General features: G+C 72.7%; 17 protein-coding genes. 12 read left to right on the top strand and 5 right to left on the bottom strand.

The genetic code is table 11. From position 1 onward, the window contains the following. Window positions 1–290 precede the first annotated feature (290 nt). Both WME97_RS43860 and WME97_RS43855 read left to right on the top strand, forming a co-directional pair. Window positions 291–1,847 carry a protein kinase domain-containing protein gene (locus WME97_RS43860; protein WP_437546871.1) on the top strand — a complete coding sequence of 519 codons (1,557 nt, stop codon included), beginning with the start codon at window positions 291–293 and terminating at the stop codon, window positions 1,845–1,847. A gap of 24 nt (window positions 1,848–1,871) precedes the next feature. Further along, window positions 1,872–2,528 (top strand): ATP-binding cassette domain-containing protein, encoded by a 657-nt coding sequence (locus WME97_RS43855; RefSeq protein ID WP_437546869.1) that lies wholly within the window; start codon window positions 1,872–1,874, stop codon window positions 2,526–2,528. A gap of 150 nt (window positions 2,529–2,678) precedes the next feature. Here WME97_RS43855 and bioD read toward each other — a convergent pair whose 3' ends face one another. The 3 genes from bioD to zapA form a co-directional block, all read right to left on the bottom strand. Next, a complete protein-coding gene (bioD, locus tag WME97_RS43850) occupies window positions 2,679–3,377 on the bottom strand; it encodes a dethiobiotin synthase (protein ID WP_437546867.1) in 699 nt (232 codons plus the stop codon). Continuing rightward, entirely contained in the window at window positions 3,374–4,528 is a 1,155-nt protein-coding gene (locus WME97_RS43845; RefSeq protein ID WP_437546865.1) for an aminotransferase class I/II-fold pyridoxal phosphate-dependent enzyme, read from the bottom strand. The genes bioD and WME97_RS43845 overlap by 4 nt, the downstream gene beginning before the upstream one ends. A 73-nt stretch (window positions 4,529–4,601) precedes the next feature. Next, window positions 4,602–4,931: a cell division protein ZapA gene (gene zapA, locus WME97_RS43840; RefSeq protein ID WP_437546863.1), complete on the bottom strand. Its 330-nt coding sequence runs from the start codon at window positions 4,929–4,931 to the stop codon at window positions 4,602–4,604. Between the two features lie 187 nt (window positions 4,932–5,118). Here zapA and WME97_RS43835 point away from each other — a divergent pair, with 187 nt between their 5' ends. After that, window positions 5,119–5,733 (top strand): hypothetical protein, encoded by a 615-nt coding sequence (locus WME97_RS43835; protein ID WP_437546861.1) that lies wholly within the window; start codon window positions 5,119–5,121, stop codon window positions 5,731–5,733. Window positions 5,734–5,766: 33 nt separating this feature from the next. Here WME97_RS43835 and WME97_RS43830 read toward each other — a convergent pair whose 3' ends face one another. After that, a complete protein-coding gene (locus WME97_RS43830; RefSeq protein ID WP_437546858.1) occupies window positions 5,767–6,522 on the bottom strand; it encodes a hypothetical protein in 756 nt (251 codons plus the stop codon). 259 nt (window positions 6,523–6,781) lie between these two features. Between WME97_RS43830 and WME97_RS43825 the strand changes: the two genes are divergently transcribed. The 9 genes from WME97_RS43825 (at window position 6,782) to WME97_RS43785 (ending at window position 21,162) form a co-directional block, all read left to right on the top strand. Then, window positions 6,782–7,120 carry a DUF167 domain-containing protein gene (locus WME97_RS43825; RefSeq protein ID WP_437546856.1) on the top strand — a complete coding sequence of 113 codons (339 nt, stop codon included), beginning with the start codon at window positions 6,782–6,784 and terminating at the stop codon, window positions 7,118–7,120. Further along, window positions 7,117–7,914, top strand: coding sequence for a diaminopimelate epimerase (dapF, locus tag WME97_RS43820; RefSeq protein ID WP_437546854.1), 798 nt, complete (start codon window positions 7,117–7,119; stop codon window positions 7,912–7,914). The genes WME97_RS43825 and dapF overlap by 4 nt, the downstream gene beginning before the upstream one ends. After that, window positions 7,911–9,797, top strand: coding sequence for a diguanylate cyclase domain-containing protein (locus WME97_RS43815; protein ID WP_437546852.1), 1,887 nt, complete (start codon window positions 7,911–7,913; stop codon window positions 9,795–9,797). Before dapF ends, WME97_RS43815 begins: the two co-directional genes overlap by 4 nt. 31 nt (window positions 9,798–9,828) lie before the next feature. Continuing rightward, window positions 9,829–11,469, top strand: a complete 1,641-nt coding sequence (locus tag WME97_RS43810) for a DUF4388 domain-containing protein (RefSeq protein WP_437546850.1) — start codon at window positions 9,829–9,831, stop codon at window positions 11,467–11,469. Window positions 11,470–11,625: 156 nt separating this feature from the next. After that, window positions 11,626–12,738 carry an alanine dehydrogenase gene (gene ald / locus WME97_RS43805; protein ID WP_437546848.1) on the top strand — a complete coding sequence of 371 codons (1,113 nt, stop codon included), beginning with the start codon at window positions 11,626–11,628 and terminating at the stop codon, window positions 12,736–12,738. Window positions 12,739–12,754: 16 nt separating this feature from the next. Then, entirely contained in the window at window positions 12,755–13,846 is a 1,092-nt protein-coding gene (locus WME97_RS43800) for an isocitrate/isopropylmalate dehydrogenase family protein (RefSeq protein WP_437546846.1), read from the top strand. Between the two features lie 101 nt (window positions 13,847–13,947). Beyond that, window positions 13,948–17,631: a response regulator gene (locus WME97_RS43795; RefSeq protein ID WP_437546844.1), complete on the top strand. Its 3,684-nt coding sequence runs from the start codon at window positions 13,948–13,950 to the stop codon at window positions 17,629–17,631. Window positions 17,632–17,730: 99 nt separating this feature from the next. Continuing rightward, window positions 17,731–20,040, top strand: coding sequence for a sulfatase-like hydrolase/transferase (locus WME97_RS43790; RefSeq protein ID WP_437546842.1), 2,310 nt, complete (start codon window positions 17,731–17,733; stop codon window positions 20,038–20,040). Between the two features lie 354 nt (window positions 20,041–20,394). Beyond that, window positions 20,395–21,162: a hemerythrin domain-containing protein gene (locus WME97_RS43785; protein ID WP_437546840.1), complete on the top strand. Its 768-nt coding sequence runs from the start codon at window positions 20,395–20,397 to the stop codon at window positions 21,160–21,162. Between the two features lie 44 nt (window positions 21,163–21,206). On the opposite strand, the gene WME97_RS43780 is transcribed toward WME97_RS43785, so the two are convergent. Further along, entirely contained in the window at window positions 21,207–22,052 is an 846-nt protein-coding gene (locus WME97_RS43780) for an SOS response-associated peptidase (protein WP_437546838.1), read from the bottom strand. Window positions 22,053–22,059 lie beyond the last annotated feature (7 nt).

Raw genomic sequence — 22,059 nt, 5'->3', positions numbered from 1 at the left:
AACGCCTCTTCTTTCCATGAAATAGATAGATAAAGACATCGTCTTCGTCGTAGGCGCTGTGGAGGGCGGGGATAACTCAGAATGCGCAACGAATCCAACGAGTTAGAAGCGAACGCCCTGGGGTAAATGGACCGTCCTCAGGGGTAGGTGGACAGGGGAGAGCTGGCGGATGGCCGATCTCCCCCGTTTTGCCCCCAGGGTTGCCGGCGGGGTTATCCCCAAGGATCCCCCAGGGGGCGTGCGGGGTGATGTGGAACCGAGCGTTGCTGCGTGCTCTACCCCGATGCGCTGTGCAGTTTCGAGCAGCACCTGGATGGAGTATTTCAAATTGTACGGACTTGAGTTCGGTGCGGTGCATCCACTGCGGTAGCCACCACGATCTCGCGGTGGTCGTGTGTCCGGCGACCGGGCTGGTCGTCGCTCCGGCCGATCCGCCGCCCTCCCGCGCGGGCGCTCGCGCTGGCGTGGCTCCGTCGCAGCCGATCCACCGGCCATCGGCGAATCCTTCGTCGAGGGTGGCGCCGCCGTTGCTGAGGTGGCCGGCGGGCGTGGCGCCGAGCTCATCTGTGCGCGGCGCGCTGGCGCCAGGTGCGGAGCAGCGGGCTTTCGCGTCACGCGCTCCGTCGTCTGCCGTGGCGGGCTCGCGGACGCCGGCGTGGCCCGGGAGCCGCGGCGTGAGCCCGACCTCTTCCGGGCGTTCGCTGCTCGGCCACGTGATAGGCGACAAGTACGCGGTCACCGCCATCATCGGGGAGGGTGGCATGGGCGCGGTGTACGAGGCGGAGCACCTCCAGATCGGGCGGCTGGTCGCTGTCAAGGTGATGCATCCGCGGGAAACCCAGAAGCGCGAGGCCATCTCGAGGCTGGAGCACGAGGCGCGGGTCGCCGGGCGGATCGGTCATCCCAACATCTGTGAAGTGTACGATATGGGGTGGCTCCCTGACGGCAGTCCCTACCTCGTGATGGAACGTCTCCACGGGGAGACGCTGGCGCAGCGGATCGAGCGCTGTGGTGTCGTTCCGCCGAACGAGCTCGTCGACATCATGCTCCAGGTGCTCTCGGCGCTGGTGACGGCACATGATCGCGGGATCGTCCACCGTGATCTGAAGCCGGAGAACATCTTCCTCTCGGAGCGCGCCGGCATGTTGCCGGTGGCCAAGCTGCTCGATTTCGGCATCTCCCAGGCCTCAGGCATGGATGGGGTGATGACAGATCTGACCCGCACCGGCATGGTGATGGGCACGCCGTATTACATGGCGCCCGAGCAGGCACGGGGGGACGTGGAGCTTGACCGCCGGCTCGATCTGTGGGCTGCGGGCGTGATCCTGTACGAGGCGTTGACAGGCCAGCGCCCGTTCGTGGCCCGGAACTACAATGCGTTGCTCCTCCAGATCCTCACGCTGTGGCACCGGCCGGTGACGGAGCTCGATCCGACGATTCCGCCCGGCCTCTCGCGCCTCGTGGATCGCGCTCTGGCGAAGGCGCGGGATGAACGATTCCAGAGCGCGCGGGAGTTCCTGGAAGGGCTGCGGCGGTTCAAGAACCAGGTGCCGGTGTCACAGAAGCGCCGGCTGGAGCGCGTCGCCGTTCAGAAGGTCGTCGACGAACAGTCCTGCGGTGGCGCTGTGCACAGACCGAGCGAGCCGGTCGCGGAGACGAATGACGGGCAGTCTCGAGACGATGAGTTGGAAGATCGACCGACGATTCCGTCGTTGAGCCCGCTCGAAGCGGAAGGGGAGCTCTCCGACGATTCCGAGGCGACCGTCGTTGATCCGCCAGCGTTCCCGGAGGACATCACCACGGTCGTTCAGGGCGAAGGTCGCGCTCGAGGCGGCGACAAGAGCTGACGGGAATGAGAGCGCAGGAGCGAGGTGAGCGCTGTGAGGACGATCGAGCGCGTGGTGGCCCGTGGCGTCGTGAAGACCTACGGAGCGACGGCGGCGTTGCGTGGGGTGAACGCGACGATCGAGGCAGCGCGATTGACGCTCATCGAGGGGGCGAACGGGTCGGGCAAGTCGACGCTGCTCGGGATCCTCGGGACCGTGATCCGTCCCACGTCGGGCGCGGTGGACTACGAGCCGCTCGGCGACGATGTCGGGACGGCGCGCGGGACCATCGGCTGGCTGTCCCACGAGTCGCTGGCGTACCCGGACCTCTCCGGTCGGCAGAACGTCGAGCTGGCGGCCGGCTTCCACGGGCTGGACGCGCACGAGGCGTGGCGTCATGCGGAGGAGCGCTTCGAGCTCGGGAGCTTTGCGCTAAGGCCGCTCCGCACGTGTTCGCGCGGCCAGCGACAACGAATCGCGCTCGCGAGAGCCCTTGTGCACCAGCCTTCGCTGGTGCTGCTGGATGAGCCGACCACGGGCCTCGACCGCGCAGGGGTGGCGCGGCTGCTCGCGGTCGTGGACGCGGAGGTGGGGCGGGGCGCCGCGGTGGTCGTGGTGTCCCACGAGCCCGAGGTCTTCCGGGAGCGGGCAGCCGCCCGTCTCGTGCTGGAGCGGGGTCGCGTCGTCACCGGCGCGTCCTGACGAGGCGGGCCGGTCCTTCCGAGATCCCGCGAACCCACCGAGTGGGGCCTCGGACCGGAGCTCAGAACCGGGTACGCGGGTCCGGTAGCTCGGCTTGATTGCTCACGACCTCGGGGCTGCTCATCCCCCCTTGCACGTGACGATGTCTCGCTACGACAGCGCGAGACGCGCCAGGGCGACCTGCGCCGCGGCGAGCGATGCCGGCACTGTTGGAGCGGCGCGTGGCATCACGACGGCGCCGGACGCAATGCCGAGCGCGGCGAGCTCCTCCGCGTTCGTGCCGGTGGATGCATCGGGCACTGTCGGCGGGTTCAACACGATCACGGCTGGCGGAAGACCAGGGGCGAGCGCACGGAGGGCGAGCATGCAGCAAGCGACCTCGTGAAGGATGCCCAGCCGATCGAGGCCGACCAAGACGACGGCATCGGGCGAGAGTGCGCGCACGAGGTCTGCGTTCGTCAGTTCCGGTCCGAGCGGTGAGAGGAGCGCGCCGGCGCTCTCCACGATCGCGAGGGGAGCGGACTGCCTGTCGACCCACGCGGTGGCGACGTCCAGCGAGATGGCGCGCCCGCAACGGCGCGCTGCCAGATGAGGGGAGATCGGTTCAGCGAAGCGGTAGGGTGCTGGCTCGGGCTGGACCGAGCTAACGAGCGCCAGCTGCGCGGCGTCGGTCGTCGAGGTGCCGTCGATGCCCGATTCGATGGGCTTCAATCCGCAGACCTTGTCGCCGCGAGCTGCCAGCGCTGAGACCAGCGCGACCGACACGTGCGTCTTGCCCACCCCGGTCCCGGTTCCGACCACGGCGACCCGGATCCGTCCTGTTTCACGTGAAACAGGATGTCCCCTCATCGCATCGCCTCCCGGAACCCTGCGAGCGCACGCTCCACGTCCGACTCGGAGAGCGACGCGTTCGCCACGATGCGGAGCCGCGACGTGCCCGCCGGCACCGTCGGCGGCCGGATCGCCTGGACAAGGACGCCCTCGCTCGCGAGGCGCCGAGACATCTCCACCGCGGCCCCCGGCGACTTCAGAAGCCAGGGGAGGATCGGGCCCGAGGAATCAGCAAGCAGCTCGGCTCCCAGCGCCAGCAGACCGGAGCGAAGCCGGCGGGTGATCATCGCCAGGCGCGCCCGAGCCGGGTCGTCCGCGGCGGCGCGGTGGACCCGCTCCACCGCAGCGAGCGCCACCATGGGACTGATGCCGGTCGAGTAAACGAAGCTCCTGGCGCGGTTCCACAGGTAGGTTCGCAACGTCGAGGAGCCCGCGACGAAGGCGCCGTGGAGCCCGAGCGACTTGCCGAGCGTGCCGATGAGCACGTCGGGGCGCACCCCGGCCTCGGCACAGAGGCCAGCTCCGCGCGGTCCGAAGACACCGAGGGCGTGCGCCTCGTCCACGATCAACGCGGCATCGTGACGATCGCAGAGCTCACGGAGGCGGCGGAGGTCGGGGGTGTCGCCATCCATGCTGAAGAGCGATTCGGTCACCACCCACCGGCGGCGCGCGCCCCTGGCCCGCACGAGGGCGCTCTCCACCGCTTCCAGGTCGACATGGCCTACCACCTCGACCGTCGCCCCCGAGAGACGACATCCGTCGATGAGCGACGCGTGGTTCAGCGCGTCCGACACGACGACATCCCCCGGCCTGGCCAGCGCAGCGACGGTGCCGACGTTCGCCGCATACCCTGAGGAGAACAGCAGCGTCGCTTCCACGCTCAGCCATGCGGCGATCTCCCTCTCGGCCAGCAGGTGGGCCTCGTGGGTCCCGCTCACCAGCCGGGACGCCCCCGCACCGCTCGCGGTCCCGACCTCGGAAGGCAAGGCGAGCCCGGCGTAGCCGAGGTAGTCGTTGGAGCACAGGACCAGCAGCCGGTCGGAAGCCGGGGCATCAGGAGGCGTGCGCAGCAAGCCGGCGCGCTCCATCTCGGAGAGCTCGTCCTGAAGATGGCGAAGGGCGTTCACGCCTCCAGGCGTGGGGTCGAGGGCCTGGAAAGCTTCATCCATGGGTGCAGGCATGCCATCTCCAGTCAGCGGCAGGGCCGCTCAGCGGGACCCCGCCAGGTACGGGCACTCCAGCTCAGCGCGTGCTGTCGTTCGCTCCGCTGGACGAGGGCGACTCGGGAGCGGCGCCGAGGACCGCGTCGACCCGCTGCAGAATACGGCCAAATGCGTCCCGCGCGCGCCCCGCGATGACCGACGCCCGGGTCCGCTCCTGCTCGAGATCGTGCGCGAGCGCGATGGCGGCGAGCAACATGGCCTGGGGCGTCACGGCGCGGCCGGCGGGCACAACGGTAGCGAGCTTCTGATCGACGACCGCGGCGAGCCGCTGGAGCTCCTCGTCGCTCGCGGACGTCACCACGCGGTAGGTCTGACCTCCTACCCGTAGCTGCACTGTGCGTCGCGCCATTGCCCCCGGACGCTACCATGAACGCTAGCAGGCGCGCAGGGCGGGCTGCGCGGTGCGAACGGAGGGACTCACCGGCGACGGACGCGACGCACCGAAGACGAACTCCGGAGAGCCTCACGCAGCGCGGGGCTCCGTGCAGCCGAATTCAGGCGCGCTCCCCGCCAGCGCCCTGTAGCATCGCTCCATCATGGCCACCGCGGGCCGCCCAGCTGCCTTGGTTGCCACGCTCCTCGGAGCCGTTCTCCTCCACGGCGCAGCCCGTGCCGAGCCCCAGGCGAGCGCCGGCGTCACCGTTGGCCTTGCCGGCGTCGGCCTCGACCGGCAGCTGTGGGACTCCACGGTCTTCCACCTCGGGCTGCGGGGGGATGTCCTGTTCGGCCGCGCTGCCAACGACGACTTCGGCGTCGGTCCCTACGCCGAGGTGCTCACCCACGCGTTCGACGAGATCCAGACCGGCGCGGGCGTCTCCGTGCTCGCGCCCATCCACGACTCGTTCCCACTGGTCCTCTCCACCGGCGCCTACGGCCGGTGGAGCGACGACGCCCGCGGCGTGGAGCCAGGGATCGCCGCCGCCATCTTCTGGGGCGGACGCAGCTACAACTTCCACTCGCGCTACGGGATGAGCACCGGGCTGCTCGCCCAGGGGCGGTTCGGGCTCGGCGGCTCGAAGGAGACCGCGGTCGTCCTCGCGGCGCAGCTCGATCTCGCGCTGCTCGCCCTTCCGTTCGTCTACCTCTTCGAGGCTGCGAAAGGGCCGTCGCCCGAAGCAGCCCCGGTGCCCCGCGCCAGACCGGCGCGGTGACGGCGGCTCGGGCCGGGGCCTGCGGGAAGCGCTCTACAGGCCGAAGCTTGCGATGTGATCGGCGCAGGGCTGACCGAGGTCACGACAGTCCTGAGGGCCCCGGGCGCCAGGGCAGGCGCCCTCGAGCTCCTTGGCGTCCTCGCACTCCTCGTTCGCGGAGCTGTAGCAGCAGTCCGGCGGAGACGTGTCGACGCACCGGCTGCAGGCGAAGCAGACCCTGATGGGGTAGGTCCACTCCGTGGTCTCGACCTCCTGGCCGCCCAGCGTCCTGCCGCGCAACACCACCGTCGCCCACACCTGGATATCGCGCCGTTGCTGCGCGGCCTGCCCGCGCAAGGTGTCCATCGTGGCGCCGTCGATCAGGAGGACCTCGCTGCAGTTGTAGCCGGGGTCGCCGGACGAGCCCGGGTCGACCGTGCCGGTGATCGGAACGACGTAGCCCGGCGTCACGTCGTTGCCCTCGATGTCGGCGACACGGACCTCGGCCTCGTAGAGCTGGACGCGGGACGTCTCCGTCCGGAGGACGTCGGGGTCGCCGCGCTCCACGATCTGGTTGCCCACCAGGAGCATCGCGCTGTGGCTACCCACATAGGCCGAGTCCACCGCGTCCTCGGTCCAGAACGGTTCACTGGGACCGCAGCTCACCGTGCAGTCCCCCGTCTCTGCCATCCGCATGCGGATGAACAGGCTGCTCTCGTTGTCGGCGCATGCAGACCCGAGCAGGCCACCCGACGTCGCGAGCAGCGCGAGCGCGCACAACCTCCTCGCGAGGCCGGGCGTTGCGTTCACGGACCCTTCTCCTTCATCAGTCATGTCCAACGCCTCCACCGCGGAAATGAACATCAGCAGCGAACAACGAGCGCCGCTGATGCAAGTCGACCTGCCGGATCGTACTGCGCGAGCCGACCCACGGCCGGGGCGAAAAGAGTAGCGGGTCAGGCCGCCGACCGGCAAATTCGCGATGGCCGTCGCCGTCCGAAGAGCGACGTCACCGCGCGTCGCGGGAACCACGCGTGAGCTCCAGATACGCTACGATGCCGCCGGCCAGATGAGCAAACCCGAGGAGAGCGGCGCCGTCGGCGAGTGGAGTCGCCTCGCGATCACCGAGCGCGCCGAAGGCGTCCGCATCTCGGTCCAGGTGCGCCCGAAGTCGTCGCGCTCGGCCATCGTCGGGGTGCGCGAGGGCGCGCTCGACGTGTCGTTGACCGCGCCGCCCGTGGAGGGCGCCGCCAACGCGGAGCTCGTCAAGCTGCTCTCGCGCGCGCTCGACGTGCGCCAGAGCGATGTCCAGATCGCCCTCGGCGCGAGCGGCAGGAGCAAGGTCGTCGCCGTCCGCGGGCTCAAGGAAGCCGAGGCGCGAAAGCGGCTCGCCGGGGCGAAGCGATGAAGGAAAACGTCGTCCGGTTCGAGAAGTGGGAAGGTCTTGGCAACGACTTCATCCTGGTCGAGGCGGTCCCGATGACCGCCGAGGCGGCGCGGCGCCTCTGCGACAGGCGGTTCGGCATCGGCGCCGACGGCGTGCTCGTGATCGAGCGCGAGCAGCCGCGCATGCAGGTCTGGAACGCCGACGGGAGCCGCCCCGAGATGTGCGGCAACGGGATCCGCTGCGTCGCGGCCTACCTCGTCTCCCGCGGGACCCCCCAGAAGGCGCTCACCATCGCGACCGACGCCGGCGACAAGCGGTGCGAGGTCACACGGGCGGGCGATCGCTTCGACGTGCTCGTCGGCATGGGCCGGGCCCGCATGGGCGAGACGCTCGTCGTCACAGCGCTCGGCGCGGAGCACCGGTTCGCCTGCGTGGACGTCGGCAACCCGCACGCGGTGACGTTCGATCCCTACACGGAGGATGCGATCGATGAGCTCGGGCCGATCGTCGCGACAACGCCGGTCGAGGGCGTCAACGTCGAGTTCTGCCGCGTTCGACCGGCCGACCACGGCGAGGCCGCGCGCATCGACGTGACCGTCTGGGAGCGCGGGGTGGGCCGCACGCTGGCGTGCGGCACGGGCGCCTGCGCCGTGGCGGCCGCGGCGTGCGCGCAGGGCCGCGCGCCGTACGGGGCGCCTCTCCGCGTGGCGCTGCCGGGCGGCTCGCTGCGCATCACCGTCGCCCCCGGATCCCTGGAGCTGCTCATGCAAGGCCCGGCGCGCCGGGCGTTCTCGGGCGAGGTGGTGATCGCGTGACCGCCTCACTCGAGGGGGTCTGGGGTCCTGGCCGGGCGCCGGCCCACGAGTTCTCGCTCAAGGTGCTCGCCGTCATCGCCGACGAGGCGACCCGCACGCTGTTCTCGCGGGTCATCACGTCCGATGAGCTGATGCTCGCCGGCGATCTCGCCGAGGGGATCGTCCTCGCCGAGACCGCCGCGCCCGACGTCGCCTTCATCGATGTCGGGCTCGGGGAGGGGGCCGGCCTCGCCATGGTCCACCACCTGAAGGCCCTCGCGTCCGAGGCCACCGTCTTCGCGCTGGCGACGAGGGCGGAGCTCGAGGCGGGCGCCCATGCGGTCGCGCTCGGCGGCGCCGGGCTCTTCCTGCTGCCGCTCGGAGGGGACGAGGTGCTGAACGCCGTCGGCTCGGTGCGCCTGCGCTTCGCCGAGCGGGCTCTCCGGATGCAGCTCGAGCAGGAAGCCGCGCGCAGCGCGCGCGCTGCCGGGTGGATCGCCCGCGTGGCCGAGCTCGCCGATGCGCGCGACCGCAACGCGGCGGCTCAGCAGCTCGCCGAGGTGTTCGTCGAGGCGACGGGCGCGGCGGCAGCCGCCGTCTACCTGGCCGCCGGAGAGCGCTCCAGCGAGCTGGTCCGCTCCGCGGCGATGGGGCCGCTCGACCGGGCGCCCGCCTACGGGACCGAGACCGACATCCTCGATTTCGCCCGGCGCGAGCAGCTCATCGTCGTCCCGCTGGCGCTCCGCAAGCTCGCCGCAGGGCATCTCCTTCTCCAGAAGGAGCCCGGCCGCAGCTCCGCGTTCCCGTCGGTGAGGCGCCCGGACAGCGCGGCCTCGACCCCGCGGCGCGCCCCGCTCCTCGACGGCCTCGTCAAGCTGCTCGCCACGCAGGCGACGACGGCGCTCGCCCTCCTCGGCGAACGCGAACGCTCGGCGGGCGGCGCCGCGATGAAGGATCCGGCGTCGAGCGCCTACTCGTTCGCCTACTACGTCGACGTCGCCGGCCGGGAGATCGACAAGGCCAGGCGGCACGGCCGCCGGTTCACGATCGCGACCATCGTGATCGAGCCGGATGCAGCGGCCGCACCGGAGCGCCCAGGCGATCTCGCCTTCTGGAGGACCACGCCGGCGCCCCCGGCGAATACGCACAACCCCGGTCAGGTCGTCGAGCACCTGCTCCGCGCCGTGCGCGACACCGACATCCTGGCCCGCGTCGACGAGAACGAGTTCCACCTGCTCATGCCCGAGACGGCCGCGCTGGAGGCCCACGCCTGCCATCGACGGATGCTCTCCCACGTCGCCGAGAGCGAGAAGCGGGCCGGGTACCTGCCGAAGGGCCTGCTCGTCGGGGTCGCCACCTTCCCCCATGACGGCCAGAGCCTCGCTCAGCTGCTCCGCATCGCCCGGCGGCGCGCCGACGCCACCAAGTCCTCGATCGTCCACCGCGTCCCTCAGGACCGGCGGAGCATCGGCGAGATCGTCAGCCTCCTCGTCCGGGAGCCCCCCGCGCCCGGCGGAGCTTCCGCGATCTCGGCGCCCCGCGCGCTCGATCTGTCGGTGTCCGATACGATCCTGCTCGCGACGTCGGTCGTCAGGAACGCGCTCCGCGGAGGCGCCGTGTTCCTGCTGGTCGCTCACCACGACGGGCTGAGCCTGGGAGCGCAGGTCAAGGCGCAGCTGGCCTCGCCGCGCGACGACGTGGTTGTGCACACCGTCGACCTCCGCTCCTCGCCAGGGTGCGACGACATCGAGGCGCTCTGTGTCCTCGCGGAGCACGGCGCGTATGCCCTGGTAGGGCGCAATCAGGGGGGGTTTGTGAAGGGTATCCACGCCGCCGATCCGCTGCTCGCGGACTTCCTCGCCGAGCGGCTCGGCCGCGCGGCCGGGCTGCGGGTCTTCGGCTGACTCGGAGGGCGCCGATCCAGTGTCTCGCAGGGTGCTGTTGGTTGATTCGGACGTGGACGCGCTCGGCGCGCTCGCGTCGGCGCTCAGGGCGCGTGGTCTCACCGTGACCAACGCGAACGGCGCGTTCGAAGCCGTGGAGCAGGCGTTCAAGCGCCGGCCCGACGTCGTGCTCGCCGCCAGGGCGCTCGACGAGGACAACGCGCTCGCGGACGCGTTCGCCGCCGTCCCCGACCTCGCCGATACCCCGATCCTCTTCCTCGTCGACGGCGCCGAGGGCGATCTGGGCTTCGACGAGGTCCTGCGGGGCGACGTCGATCACATCGTCTCGCGGATCACCGAGGCGTCGCCCCGCGGCTCCAAGCCGACGGTGCCGCAGGAGATCCGCGGCGACCTCCAGCAGGTCCCGCTCGTCGACCTGCTCCAGCTGCTCGCGATGAACCGCCGGAGCGGCACCCTCGGCATCACGACGCCGACCGGGGCAGGGGAGCTGCGGCTCCTGGCAGGGGAGGTGATCGATGCCGTCTACCGCCGCCTCGAAGGGGAGAAGGCGCTTTACCGGCTGCTCGGCGAGCGGGACGGACACTTCGCGTTCTCACCCGGCGAACCGGCGAGCGTGCGCCGCATCATGGCGCCGACCTCGCGTCTCCTGATGGAAGCGCTCCGCCAGGTCGACGAGGTCCAGCGCCGGCGCTCCGAGCTCGCGCCGGCCGGTGAGGCCTTCCTGGTGACCGAGCCCGCCAGCGACGATCTCGACCTGTCCTCGCTCCCGGACCACGAGACGTTCAGCGTCGACGCGACCTTCGGCGACAGCGCCGCATCGGACCGAGCGAGCGCCGCGCCCCTGGCGAGCGCCATGGCCTCGCTGCCCGACTTCACCGCCTCGTCGACGCCGGCCAGCGACGTGAAGGGCAACCGCGGCGGGTCGATGCCGCCGCCGCCCACGCTCCGCGCTGCGGAGCCGGCCGCGTTCAGGCTCGAGGCGCTGCGCACCCCGACCACGTCACCGCCGGCGCCCCTCGGGGAGCCGGCGGAGCGCGCGGCCGTGGCCGAGAAGCTCGCGGCGCTGCTCCAGATGCCGCACAACCTCGACGAGCTGCTCGACGAGATCAGCGGGCCGGATCTCCTGATCCTCGAGGTCCTGATGGAGCTCACGGCCTCCGGGAAGATCCGCCGCATCTCGCTCGCCGATCTCACGACGCCGTTCGCACCGTCGGAGCACCTTCCGGTCCTCCGGTCCCTGGTGACCCGCCTGGCCCGGCCCGGCTTCGCCCCGCCGCCCCACCTCGTCATCGCCGCGAGCACGCGCCGCATGGCGACGCTCTCTCATGCGGTGCGCCGCATCGGAGACGCCGTCGTCCCCGCCGAGCCTCCGCCGCAGGCGGCGATCCCGAGGCCGCTCGGCGTGATCCGGCTCGGCGACGGCGTCGAGCTCGCGCTGGTCGGCCTCCCCATCGAGGAGAGCTTCGCGCCAGCCTGGCCGCTCGCCCTGCACGGCGCGGCCGCGGTCGTCCGGCTCGGCGACGGCGGTGAGGACGCGCTGGCGGCGCACTGCGAGGCCCTGGAGCTCCTGCTGCTCGACGCAGAGGCCATGATGGGGCCGCTCGATCTCGCCTCGCCAGGACAGATCACGCTGCTTGTCCGCGCCGCGCTCGAGGCCGCCGCGGGCGTGTGACCGGCCGACGAAAACGTAGCTTCAGAACGGATCTTCCGGGTTTCTCGCCTCGGAAACCGGCGTTTGACTCGGTGGCTCGCGGCGTTGCGAGGGCAGGTTTCTGCTATCGTCGCACACGCCTCGCTTCAGCAGTTCGGCGAGGAGAGGAGCGCGATCGTGCTTATCGGAGTCCCCAAGGAGATCAAGACACGTGAGTACCGCGTCGGCATGACGCCCGCGGGAGTCCGGGCCCTGGTCGGGCACGGGCACAAGGTCCTCGTGGAGTCCGGCGCCGGCGAAGGCAGCGGGATCTCGGACGAAGCCTACGGACGCGCGGGCGCCCTCATCGCGAGATCGGCAGCGGAAGCGTGGAGCGCCGACATGGTCGTGAAGGTGAAGGAGCCGCTCCCCGCCGAGTACGGCCACTTTCGCCAGGGTCTCGTCCTCTATACCTACCTGCACCTGGCCGCCGAGCCGGATCTCACCCGGGAGCTCGCCAGGCGAGGCGTGACCGGCGTCGCGTACGAGACCATCCAGCACGAGGACGGCTCGCTGCCGCTGCTGCGGCCCATGAGCGAGGTGGCTGGCAGGATGGCCGTTCAGGTCGGCGCCTCGTGCCTGGAGAAAGAGCGGGGCGGCAAGGGCGTGCTCCTCGGCGGCGTGCCGGGGACGCGGCGCGGCCGCGTGGCGATCCTCGGCGGCGGCGTGGTCGGCCGGAACGCTGCGACCATCGCGGTCGGGATGGGGGCGCAGGTCACCGTGCTCGACGTCCGCGCCGAGACGATGAGCTACCTCGAAGACGTGTTCGGGGGCGCGATCGAGACGCTCTACTCCAACGCGGAGAACATCGAGATGATGTGCGAGCGCGCCGATCTCGTGGTCGGCGCGGTGCTCGTGCCCGGCGCCAAGGCGCCCCAGCTCGTGACCGAGGAGCACATCCGCCGCATGGAGAGAGGGACGGTCGTCGTCGACGTCGCCGTGGATCAGGGCGGGTGCATCGCGACGTGCCGCCCGACGACCCACGACAACCCGACCTACGAGGTGCACGGGGTCGTCCACTACTGCGTCACCAACATGCCGGGCGCGGTCTCGCACACGAGCACCTGGGCGCTCACGAACACGACGATCGGCTACGCGGTGGCGATCGCCAACCAGGGCATCGTCGCCGCGGCCAAGGCCGACAGGTCCGTCGCCCTCGGCATCAACACCCACGGCGGCCACGTGACGTACGGCCCCGTCGCGGCGGCCCACCGGCTGGAGTACGTGCCGGTCGAACGCGCGCTCGCCTGACCGGGAGCGCGACCTCGTGACAGCCAAAAAGAAGAAGAAAATCGCGATCATCGGCGGTGACGGCATCGGCCCGTCCGTCATCGCCGAGGCGAAGCTCCTGCTCGAGCTCTATCAGGAGCGAGCAGGGCTGCCGATCGACCTCTGGGAGCTCGATCTCGGCGCCGACCGGTACCTGCGCGACGGGACGACCTTCCCGAACCAGATCCAGATCGCCATCCAGCGCGAGTGCTCGGCGGTGCTGCTCGGCGCCCTGGGTGATCCCCGTGTACCCAACCTGGAGCACGCGCGCGACATCCTCTTCGGCATGCGCTTCGGCTACGACCTCTACGCCAATGTGAGGCCCGTCCGCGCGCTGTCGGACCGGCTGGTGCCGCTCAAAGGCCGCACGGCGAAGGACATCGACTTCGTGGTGTTCCGCGAGAACACCGAGGGGATCTACGTCGGGATGGGCGGGCAGTTTAAACGCGGCACCCCCGACGAGGTCGCGATCAATGAGGACGTAAATACGAGGAAGGGCGTCGAGCGGATCATCCGCGCGGCGTTCGACTACGCGCGCGCGAACGGCCGGACGCGGGTCACGATGGCGGACAAGTCGAACGCGATGCGGCACGCGCACGAGCTCTGGCTGCGCGTCTTCCACGAGGTGCGCGCCCAGTATCCGGAGATCCAGTCGAACCACGTCTACGTGGACGCCCTCTGCCTGTACGTCATCCAGGATCCCGCGCAATTCCAGGTGATCGTGACGAACAACCTGTTCGGCGACATCGTGACCGATCTCGGCGCGGCGCTGCAGGGGGGGCTCGGCATGGCGGCGAGCGCGAACGTGCACGCGTCCGATCCGGCGCGGGTCGCGCTGTTCGAGCCGGTGCACGGGTCGGCGCCGCCGCTCGCCGGCAAGGACATCGCGAACCCGTTCGCGGCGATGCTCACCGCGGGGCTGCTGCTCGCTCACCTCGGGTGGCCCGAGGAAGAGCGCCGCATCGAGCGCTGGGTCTCCCAGGCGCTCGACGAGGGGATGTGCACGGTCGATGTGGGCGGCACGCTCGGCACGCGCGCCGCCGGCGCATGGGTCCGGGAGCAGATCGCCGCCGAGCTGGGGCCGCCGTGAGGTGACCCGGAGGCGCCGGCGCGCGGCCGGGGGCCACGGGCGCGGGGGCGCGATCGCCGAGAAGTTCGGGTGTCCGATCCTCCTGTGATACGGGACCGCCAATGGGCGTAGGATCGACGGCAGTGGAGCACGCGGGGCCGCGCAGCAATCCAGCGAGCGAGGCTCGGCAAGAGCGGCTGGGCGGAGCGCGCGCCGAGTTCGTGGCGAACCTGGGTCGCCGCGTGGCGGAGCTCCGCGAGATGGTCCGGCGGATCGAGGCAGAGGGCGATGCGCCGCGGCTCGTCGAGGAGCTGAAGCGGCGCCTGCACTCGCTCGGCGCGGGGGCGCGCCTCCTGCGCTTCGTGCGCGTCGCCGAGCGGCTCGCCGAAGGGGAGTCGCAGGTCGCCGCCGCGAACGGCGCGCGGCTCGGCGGCGAGGCCGCGGCGGCCCTGCGGAAGCTGCTCGAGGAGCTGCCCGCCCTGGCCTGGGGGCAGTCGGCCATGGGCGAGCAGGCGGCGCCCGCGCGCGCCGCCGCGCCGCTCGAGCAGGCGTCGGCGTCGCCCCGCGCGCGCGCCGCCGCGGAGCAGCCGAACGCGCGCAGCGCCAGCGCGCGGCCGGAAGGCGCGGGTGCGGCCAAGGGCCAGGCCACGACGTGGATCGCGGGCGTGAGCAACGGCCGCGCGCTCGCCGCCGAGCCGCTCTCGCTCGAGGAGGAAGAGGAAGCGCGCGCGTCCTCGACGCGCGGCGCGGAGCAGGCGCCCCCCGCCGAGGCGCCCGAGGCCGCGCCGGCCGCGTCGATCGACGCGCCGATCACGGTCCTCGTCGTGGGCGCCGCGCCGCTCGCCGAGGCGCTCGACTCGGCGATCGCCGACGCCGGGCCGTCGTTCGAGGTCGAGCGGACCGACGACGTGGAGACGGCGATCGATCTCGCGCGGGCCTTCGCTCCGGATCTGGTCCTGCTCGACGCGGACATGCCGGGCGCGCGCGGGCTGGCGGAGGCGCTGGCCGCCGATCCGCTGACCGACCTGGTCCCCGTCGTCGCCGTCGGCCGCTTCACGCGGCCCGAGGACGCGGCCCCCTACGTCGCGCTCGGCGCCGCGCGCGCGCTGCCGAAGCCCGTTTCGCCGGACGCGCTCCGGCGCGCCGCCGCGGAGGCAGCGGTGGCCTGCGTGCGCGCTGAGACCGCGCGCGCCGCGCGCGGGCCGCTCGGGGCCGTCAACCTCGACGAGCTCGGGGCGCGCCTCGCCGAGGAGCTCCGCCGCGGCCTCTGCGACGCCGCCGAGCCGAGGAGCCGCGGGGAGCACGTGGATCTCGGCGACGGCGCCGAGGTCCTCGCGGCGCTCTGGGGCGCGGTGGCGCGCATCCGCGATCTCGTGACGATCCGCTCGCAGGGCGGCGTGCGGTTCTCGCCGAACGGGCCGGAGGGCGCGCTGCCGCTCGCCCCGTGGATGATCGCGCCGAGCGCGCCCGAGGGCGAGCGCTCGCGGCTGCACAGCGAGATCCGCGCGAAGTCGCCGGCGCGCACGATCAGCGCGTCGAGCGCGGCGCCGGGCGACGCGGCGCTCGACGCGATCGACATCGTGGTGGCGGACGACGATCCGGCGGTGACGTGGTTCCTCGCCGGCGTGCTGCGGGCCGCAGGCGCGAACGTGCACGAGGCGCACGACGGCGCGCGGGCGCTCGACCTCGCGTACCAGACGACGCCGGACCTGGTCGTGAGCGACGTGCTGATGCCGCGGCTCGACGGCTTCGCCCTCTGCCGTGCGCTCAAGCGCGACGTCGCGCTGCGCGACGTGCCGGTCATCCTGCTCTCCTGGAAGGAGGACCTGCTCCAGCGGCTCCGCGAGCTCGGCGCCCAGGCCGACGGCTACCTCCGCAAGGAAGAGAGCGCCGCGGCCTTCGTGCAGCGGGTGCACGAGGTCCTGCGGGGCAGGCGGCGCGTTGCGGAGCGCATCGCGACGGGCGGCGAGGTCCGCGGGCGGCTCGACGGCATGACGGCGCGGACGCTGCTGTCGCTCTCGTGCGCGCGCCGGCCCGACGCGCTCGTGTCGGTCCGGGACGCCGCGTTCCTGTACGAGGTGCTGCTCAAGGACGGCCGCCCCGCCGGCGCGACCCGGACGGCGCAGGACGGGACGTTCCACCGCGGCCCCTCCGTGCTCGCGGCGCTCCTCGGCGTCGGCTCCGGCCGCTTCGTGGTGGCGCCTCTGCCGGAGAGCGAGCTCGCGGCGCCGCCGCGCCCCGGGTTCGAGGGGACGCTCGCGGAGCAGCTCCTGCCTGCGATCGCGGCGGCCCGGGCCGCCCAGCGGCTGTTCCACGGGCCGCCGTTGATGCAGGTCGAGCGCGTCGTCCTCGACCTGGAGGGGATGGGCGCGACCGCCGACGCGACGCCCGAGCCGGCGCGCTCGCTCCTGAGAGCGCTCGCCCGGGGGACGTCGCCGCGATCGGTCATCACCTCGGGGGAGTTCGCCGCGGGCCTCGTCGAGGACGTGCTGAACGACGTCGCGGCCCGCGGCGGCGTGCGCCGGGTGATCAGCCGCGAGGGAGAGGACCTGCTCGCCCCCGCCGTGGCCTACGAGGAGGAGACGCTCCGCGGCGTGCGGCGCCTCCCGGAGCGGGCCGCCCCGGTCGCGGCCCTGCCACCCGAGCTCGCCGGCGACGCCGCCGCCGCGTCGTCGCGCGCCTCGGTCGAGCTCACCGACGATCAGCTCACGGTGGTGCCCGGCTCGGTGGCGCCGCGATCGGCCATGCCGGCGCGGGGCTCGGCTGCGCCGAGCTCGGCGGTGTCGGGGCCGGGCTCGGCCATGTCTATCCCCGTGCTGTCCGTGGACGGTGAGGACGAGGACACGGCGTTCGCGAGCGCGGACGAGGAGGCGACGGCGCTGTCCGGCGCGCTGGTCAACGCACGGGTTCCGAGCGATCTCGCCGAGCTTCAAGGCGATGTGGTCAGCGTGCGGGCGGCGCGGAGCCCCCAGGTGGACGCCGCTCTGCTGGCGGGCGTGACGCCGGCCGTGCCCGGCGTGGCGCCCGCGCCCCGCAGGCCGGAGGCCACGCTGCCCGCGCTGGAGTACCCGAAGCCCGAGCGGCTGATGACGCTGGGCTCGCTCCCGCCGCCGCCCGTCGTCGAGGCGCCGGCGCCCGCGGCGCTCAAGGTCCCCTCGGCGCCGCCCGTCGCGCGGCTCGCGGCCCCCGCCCCGGCGCCCGCCGTCGACGAGTCGCCCACGCCGCGCCGCGTGCGCCGGCCGTCGGCCTACGTGCCGACGCCGCAGCCGCCCGCCCGCGACAACCGCATGACGATGTGGGTCCTCTTCGCGGTGGCGGCGTTCGTCTTCGCGGTCGCCGCGCGGTTGTCGCGCGATCACGAGCTGCAGGGCGCCTCGCTGACCTCCGACCAGCCGAGCCCGCCAGCCGCGGAGCCCGCGACCGCTGCCCCGCCCGGCGCTGTGCCAGCCGCCGCCGGCTCGTCGAGCGTGGTCGCGGCGGCGGTCGCCGCCACGCCGGCCCCGGCTGCCGCCGGGCCGATCGGCGAGACGACGTCGAACCCCGTGCTCCCCGAGGATCTGCCGCTGGCCGCCGAGCACAAGGTGCCCGAGGGGCAGGGCATGCTGGAGGTGATCGCCGGCGCGGGCGACACGCTCTTCGTGGACGGGCGGAAGGTCGGCACCGGCAGCGTCAAGCTGCCGCTCGCGCCCAAGGACGGCGCCTACGAGATCCGGGCGAAGCTCCGGGACGAGGAGCGCGTGCGCTTCGCGGTCGTCAAGGCCGGCCGCCTCACCCGGCTCCGCGTCGCGCCGCCGTGGCGCCGCTGAGCGCGCCACGAGCGCTCCCCCAGGCAATCGAGAAGCCCGCGCTCGCCCCGGGGTGCCCAGCCGCAGGCAGGGTGCCCCGCTCGTGGTAGAGGACGCCCCGTGCGCGCCCGCGTGATCCGAACCCGCCATCCCTCTTTCGCGCTCACGCTCGCCTCCGCCGCGGCCGCGCTCCTCTCCGGTTGCACCGGGTGCGAGACGTCGACCCGCGATCTGCCTTCCGGCGCCCCGGCCGCAGCGTCCGCGAGCCCGCGGGCGACGCCTCCGCCGCCGGCGCGCGACGTCGTGCACCTCATCGACGAGCTGCCGAGCTGCGATCTCGAGCACCGAGGGCTCCTGTTCGATACCGGCGCGGGCTCGCTCCTCGGCCGTTTTGCGTGGCAAGGGACCGTGCCCACCGGCATCCAGGCGGTCGAGCACGATGGATCCACCTGGGCGCGGATCTCGGAGCGGCAGATCAAGCTCACGTTCGTCCTGCCGTCCGCGAGCCCCATCTTCGTGTCCGCCCGGGCCGTCGGGCTCACCTCCAAGTACGCCACCGTCTCCCTGGACGACCAGCTGCTCGGAACGCTCCGCCTCCAGCGCGACCAGATCCGCATCGCCTCGACCCCGACCACCACGCTCCCCGCCGACCCCGGCCTGCACACCCTCACGCTCCAGTTCTCCGGCCGGCTCCGCGAGGGGGAGTCGTTCGCCGACGTCGACTGGGTGCGCGTGGGCATCCCGGACGAGGACCCGGCCACGTACGGCCCCCCGACCCTGCGCGACGTCGTCGCGCCCGCCGCCGCGCTGTCGGGCGTCCCCCACCGGTCCATCGCGCTGCGCGCGCCGGGCGCGGTCCGCTGCGCCTTTCGCCCCTCCAGGGTGACCCGCCTCCACACCTCCATCGGCGCGCTGGGCTCGGGAGACGGCGACGCCGAGATCCGCGTCCTCCGCGACGGCCAGGAGCCCCTCGTGATCCATCGCGTCCACGTCGAGGGCGGCGACAAGGCGACCTGGACCGACGTCGAGCTGCCGCTCGCGCCCTTCGCCGGATCCCTCATCTCCCTCGAGCTCCGCGCCGCCGCCGCGGCCCGCGGAGGACGCATCCTCTTCGGCGACCCCGTCCTCGCCGGATCGCCGGAGCCGCCGCCGTCCGTGCCCGCAGCGCGCGCCGTCGTGATCGTCGCCCTGAACGGGGTCGAGCGGCCCGATCTGCCCCCCTGGAGCGGTCGTCCGGAGCCGCACCTCGCCACGCTCTCGGAGCTCGCGACGTCAGCGACGACGTTCGATCACCACCGCGGGCCGAGCACGGTCGTGTCCGCCGTGGCGGCGTCGCTGCTCACCGGTCTTCCGCCGCCGGCCCACACCGTCGCCGACACCGGGGCCCGCCTCCCCGCCCGCGTCACCACCATCGGCGCCATCGCGAGCGACAGCAGCATCCGCACCGGGTTCTTCACCGGGGTCCCCACCACGTTCCGGGCGTTCGGCTTCGGACCCGGCTGGTCCCGGGTCCTCGAGCACCCCCCGACGAGCGGCGAGCCGGCCACCACCCCGATCGACGCCGCCGCCACCTGGATCAGCGAGACCGTCCGCCAGGACGCGTCCAACCGTCTCCTCGCGTTCGTCCACGCGCGCGGCGGCCATCCGCCCTGGGAGGTCAGCCCGAAGGAGCTGAACGCCCTCAAGCCCGTCGAGTACGCCGGCCCCGTCGAGCCGCGCCGCGCCGCCCAGGTGCTGGCCAGGCTGAGGGGCCGGCGCCGCGATGTGCTCAGCCCCGAGGATCGCGACCGGATCCGCGACCTCTTCTCCATCGCCCTCGCCGGCCAGGACCGCGCCCTCGGCAACCTCATCGGGACCCTCAAGGCCGCCGGCCTGTGGGACGAGACCCTCTTCATCGTGACCGGCGATCTGGCCAGCGGGCGCTCCGACGCCGTGCTCTACGGCGAGGGCATGGACCTCCAGGAGCCCGTCCTGACGCTCCCGCTTTATGTCCACTTTCCCGGTGATCTGTACGCCGGCCAGCGCGTCGCTGCCCCGACCGAGATCATCGACGTCGCGCGCACGGCGATCGCCGCCCTCGGCCTCTCGTTCGCCCGCAAACCGCTCGGGAAGGATCTGGCGGCGGTCGCCTCCGGCCTCGAGGGCGTCGAGCGCGGCCCCCAGATCGCCGCCCTCGGCGATCGTTACTCCACCCGCTGGGGCAACCTCGTGCTTTCGGGTCGACTCGGCGTTCCCCCCTACCTCTGCGACCTCGACGTGGACCCGACCTGCGCCTTCAACCGTCGCGAGGTGATGCCCCTCGCCACCGTGTCGCTCTTCCGGCGTACCGTGACGTTCGACCTGTCCGTGCGCGCGCCCGCGGCGCAACGGGAGCCGGCCACGATCGACGCGGAAACGGCGGCCGTGCTCAACGTATGGGGCGCGAACTGAGGCCCGCGCGATCGACCTGCGCCCGCGCCTGCGAGCCGAGGAAAGCCCGCTGACGGCGCCCGGCGGCGCGCCGGCGCCCTGCGCGGGCGAAGGCGTCCGCGACATCGCGCAGGCCGCGCGCGATCACGCTCCAGCGGTGCCATGACGCCTCGCTGCGGGGCAGCACGCCCCGCGTCGCGCGCGCCGCGACGCCCCCGCGCGGGTTGGCCGATCGACGTACGCCCGCGCCCGCGCGTGCGCGTCGTGCGCTCGCTTCACGCGCCCATTTCGCCTGGCATGCTTCGCGCAAACCCGCAGGCCGCACAGGCCAAGCGCCTCGACGGCGCTTCATCTTTCCGTGAGAGGAGTCCCCGCATGAAGGCGACCGACCTATTGAAGGAGCATCACCAGGAAGTCGAAGAGCTCTTCGAGCGCATGTCGCAGGCCGACAGCGACGAGATCGGCGCGCTCCGCGACGAGCTCGTGGCGACCCTCGTGAGCCACTCGGCCATCGAGGAGGAGCTCTTCTACCCCGAGAGCCGGGAGGCGCTCGGCGCATCCCCCCTGATCCCGACCTCGTACGAGGAGCACGCGCTCGTCGACGTCATGTTGCAGAAATTGCTCAGCACCGAGCCGGGTGACGAAACCTTTCACGCCAGGCTCGGCGTGCTGAAGGAGCTCGTGCAGCACCACGTCGAGGAGGAGGAGAAGGAGCTCTTCCCCCAGATCGAGAGCGCCATGGGCGCCGCGCGCCTCGAGGAGCTCGGCAGCCGCCTGGAGGCGCGCTTCGGCCAGGTGCGCGAGAGCGACGTGGAGGCGCTCCTCGCTCGGAACGTCGCGAAGAGCATGCCCGCCGCCACCGCCGGCCGCCGCGCGCGCACGGCGAAGCCGTCGGCGCGCAAGGCGGCGGCCAAGCGTCCACCCGCGAAGCGCGCGTCGAAGCGCGCGTCGACGCAGCGCGCCGAGCCGGCGCGGGGCGCGCAGAAGGGGCGCAGCACCGCCGCGACCGGACGGAAGAAGACAGCGGCCACGGCGCCCGCGAAGACCGGGCGAGCCGCGCCCGCGCGCAAGGCGAGCCGACCGGCGAAGACCAGCCGCACAGGCCGCAAGGGCGGTCGCGCGAGCAGCGCCTCCGCGCGCTGAGCGTCGCAAGGCAGCCCGCGCACATCAGCGTACGTTGCCGCAGATCAGCGGCGCGAGGTCCGGCCGGAGGGGACGGCGGGCCTCGCGCCGCCATCGAGATCGAACAGCGGAAGCGTGCCGCCGGCCTTCGAGGCAGCGGCCTTCGGAGCAGCGGCCTCCGCCGCGAGCTCCTGCAGCAGGGCGGGGTCGTCGTGGGCGACCGAGTTGACCCGCGGCGAGACGGCGCGCGCCGCGAGGGCGCCGCGAGGCGCCGGCCGGAGCAGCGCCTCGGCCCGATCCGCGTCCGCGCCGTCGCCGAGGCCGAGCCAGAGGTCCACGTCCCCGGGGCCCAGCAGGACCGGCATGCGGTTGTGGATCGGCGCGACGTCGGCGTTCGCGTCGGTGGTCAGGATCGTGAAGCGGACGTCGGGCTCCCCCGTGTCGGGGTCCTTCGCCGGCTGGTACAGCCCGGCCAGTCGGAGCAGCCCGCCCTCCGCGGGGTGGAACCAGGTGGGCCGCCGCGCGCCCTTGGGCCCGGTCCACTCGTAGAATCCGTCCGCCGGCACCACACAGCGGCGCGCCGCGAACGCCTCGCGGAACGTCGGCTTCGCCCGCGCGCTCTCGGCGCGCGCGTTGGCCAGGAGCGAAGGGCCGGCGCCGCCCCTGGCGAAACGCCCCACGAAGCCCCAGGTCGCAGCCACCAGCGCGCGCCGGCCGTCCCGCGCGCGCAGCACCGGGTGGACGGTCGCAGGTGCGATGTTGAAACGAGGCCGAAACCTTGCCGCTATCTCCGGATCAGCGGCAATCGACCGAGCCCGGCCGCTACCTGCCCGGCCCGCGCCAGAGGAGGACTCGAGCAGCGCGATGAGGGTCGCAAAGTCCGGAACGGCGAGGGTGAAGCGCGCGCACATAACACTA

This window comes from Sorangium sp. So ce367 (genome assembly GCF_051520455.1).
Taxonomy (GTDB): domain Bacteria; phylum Myxococcota_A; class Polyangia; order Polyangiales; family Polyangiaceae; genus Sorangium; species Sorangium cellulosum_B.
The sequence above is the reverse complement of the archived record's forward strand: the minus strand, read 5'-3'. Positions and strand labels throughout refer to the sequence as shown.

What these genes read in the sequence shown, in the direction of transcription:
- bioD (WP_437546867.1), bottom strand. Translation starts at nt 3,377, where the DNA reads ATGAGGGGACATCCTGTTTCACGTGAAACAGGACGGATCCGGGTCGCC.
- WME97_RS43845 (WP_437546865.1), bottom strand. Translation starts at nt 4,528, where the DNA reads ATGGATGAAGCTTTCCAGGCCCTCGACCCCACGCCTGGAGGCGTGAAC.
- zapA (WP_437546863.1), bottom strand. Translation starts at nt 4,931, where the DNA reads ATGGCGCGACGCACAGTGCAGCTACGGGTAGGAGGTCAGACCTACCGC.
- WME97_RS43785 (WP_437546840.1), top strand. Translation starts at nt 20,395, where the DNA reads ATGAAGGCGACCGACCTATTGAAGGAGCATCACCAGGAAGTCGAAGAG.
- WME97_RS43825 (WP_437546856.1), top strand. Translation starts at nt 6,782, where the DNA reads ATGAGCAAACCCGAGGAGAGCGGCGCCGTCGGCGAGTGGAGTCGCCTC.
- WME97_RS43780 (WP_437546838.1), bottom strand. Translation starts at nt 22,052, where the DNA reads ATGTGCGCGCGCTTCACCCTCGCCGTTCCGGACTTTGCGACCCTCATC.
- WME97_RS43835 (WP_437546861.1), top strand. Translation starts at nt 5,119, where the DNA reads ATGGCCACCGCGGGCCGCCCAGCTGCCTTGGTTGCCACGCTCCTCGGA.
- dapF (WP_437546854.1), top strand. Translation starts at nt 7,117, where the DNA reads ATGAAGGAAAACGTCGTCCGGTTCGAGAAGTGGGAAGGTCTTGGCAAC.
- WME97_RS43795 (WP_437546844.1), top strand. Translation starts at nt 13,948, where the DNA reads ATGGGCGTAGGATCGACGGCAGTGGAGCACGCGGGGCCGCGCAGCAAT.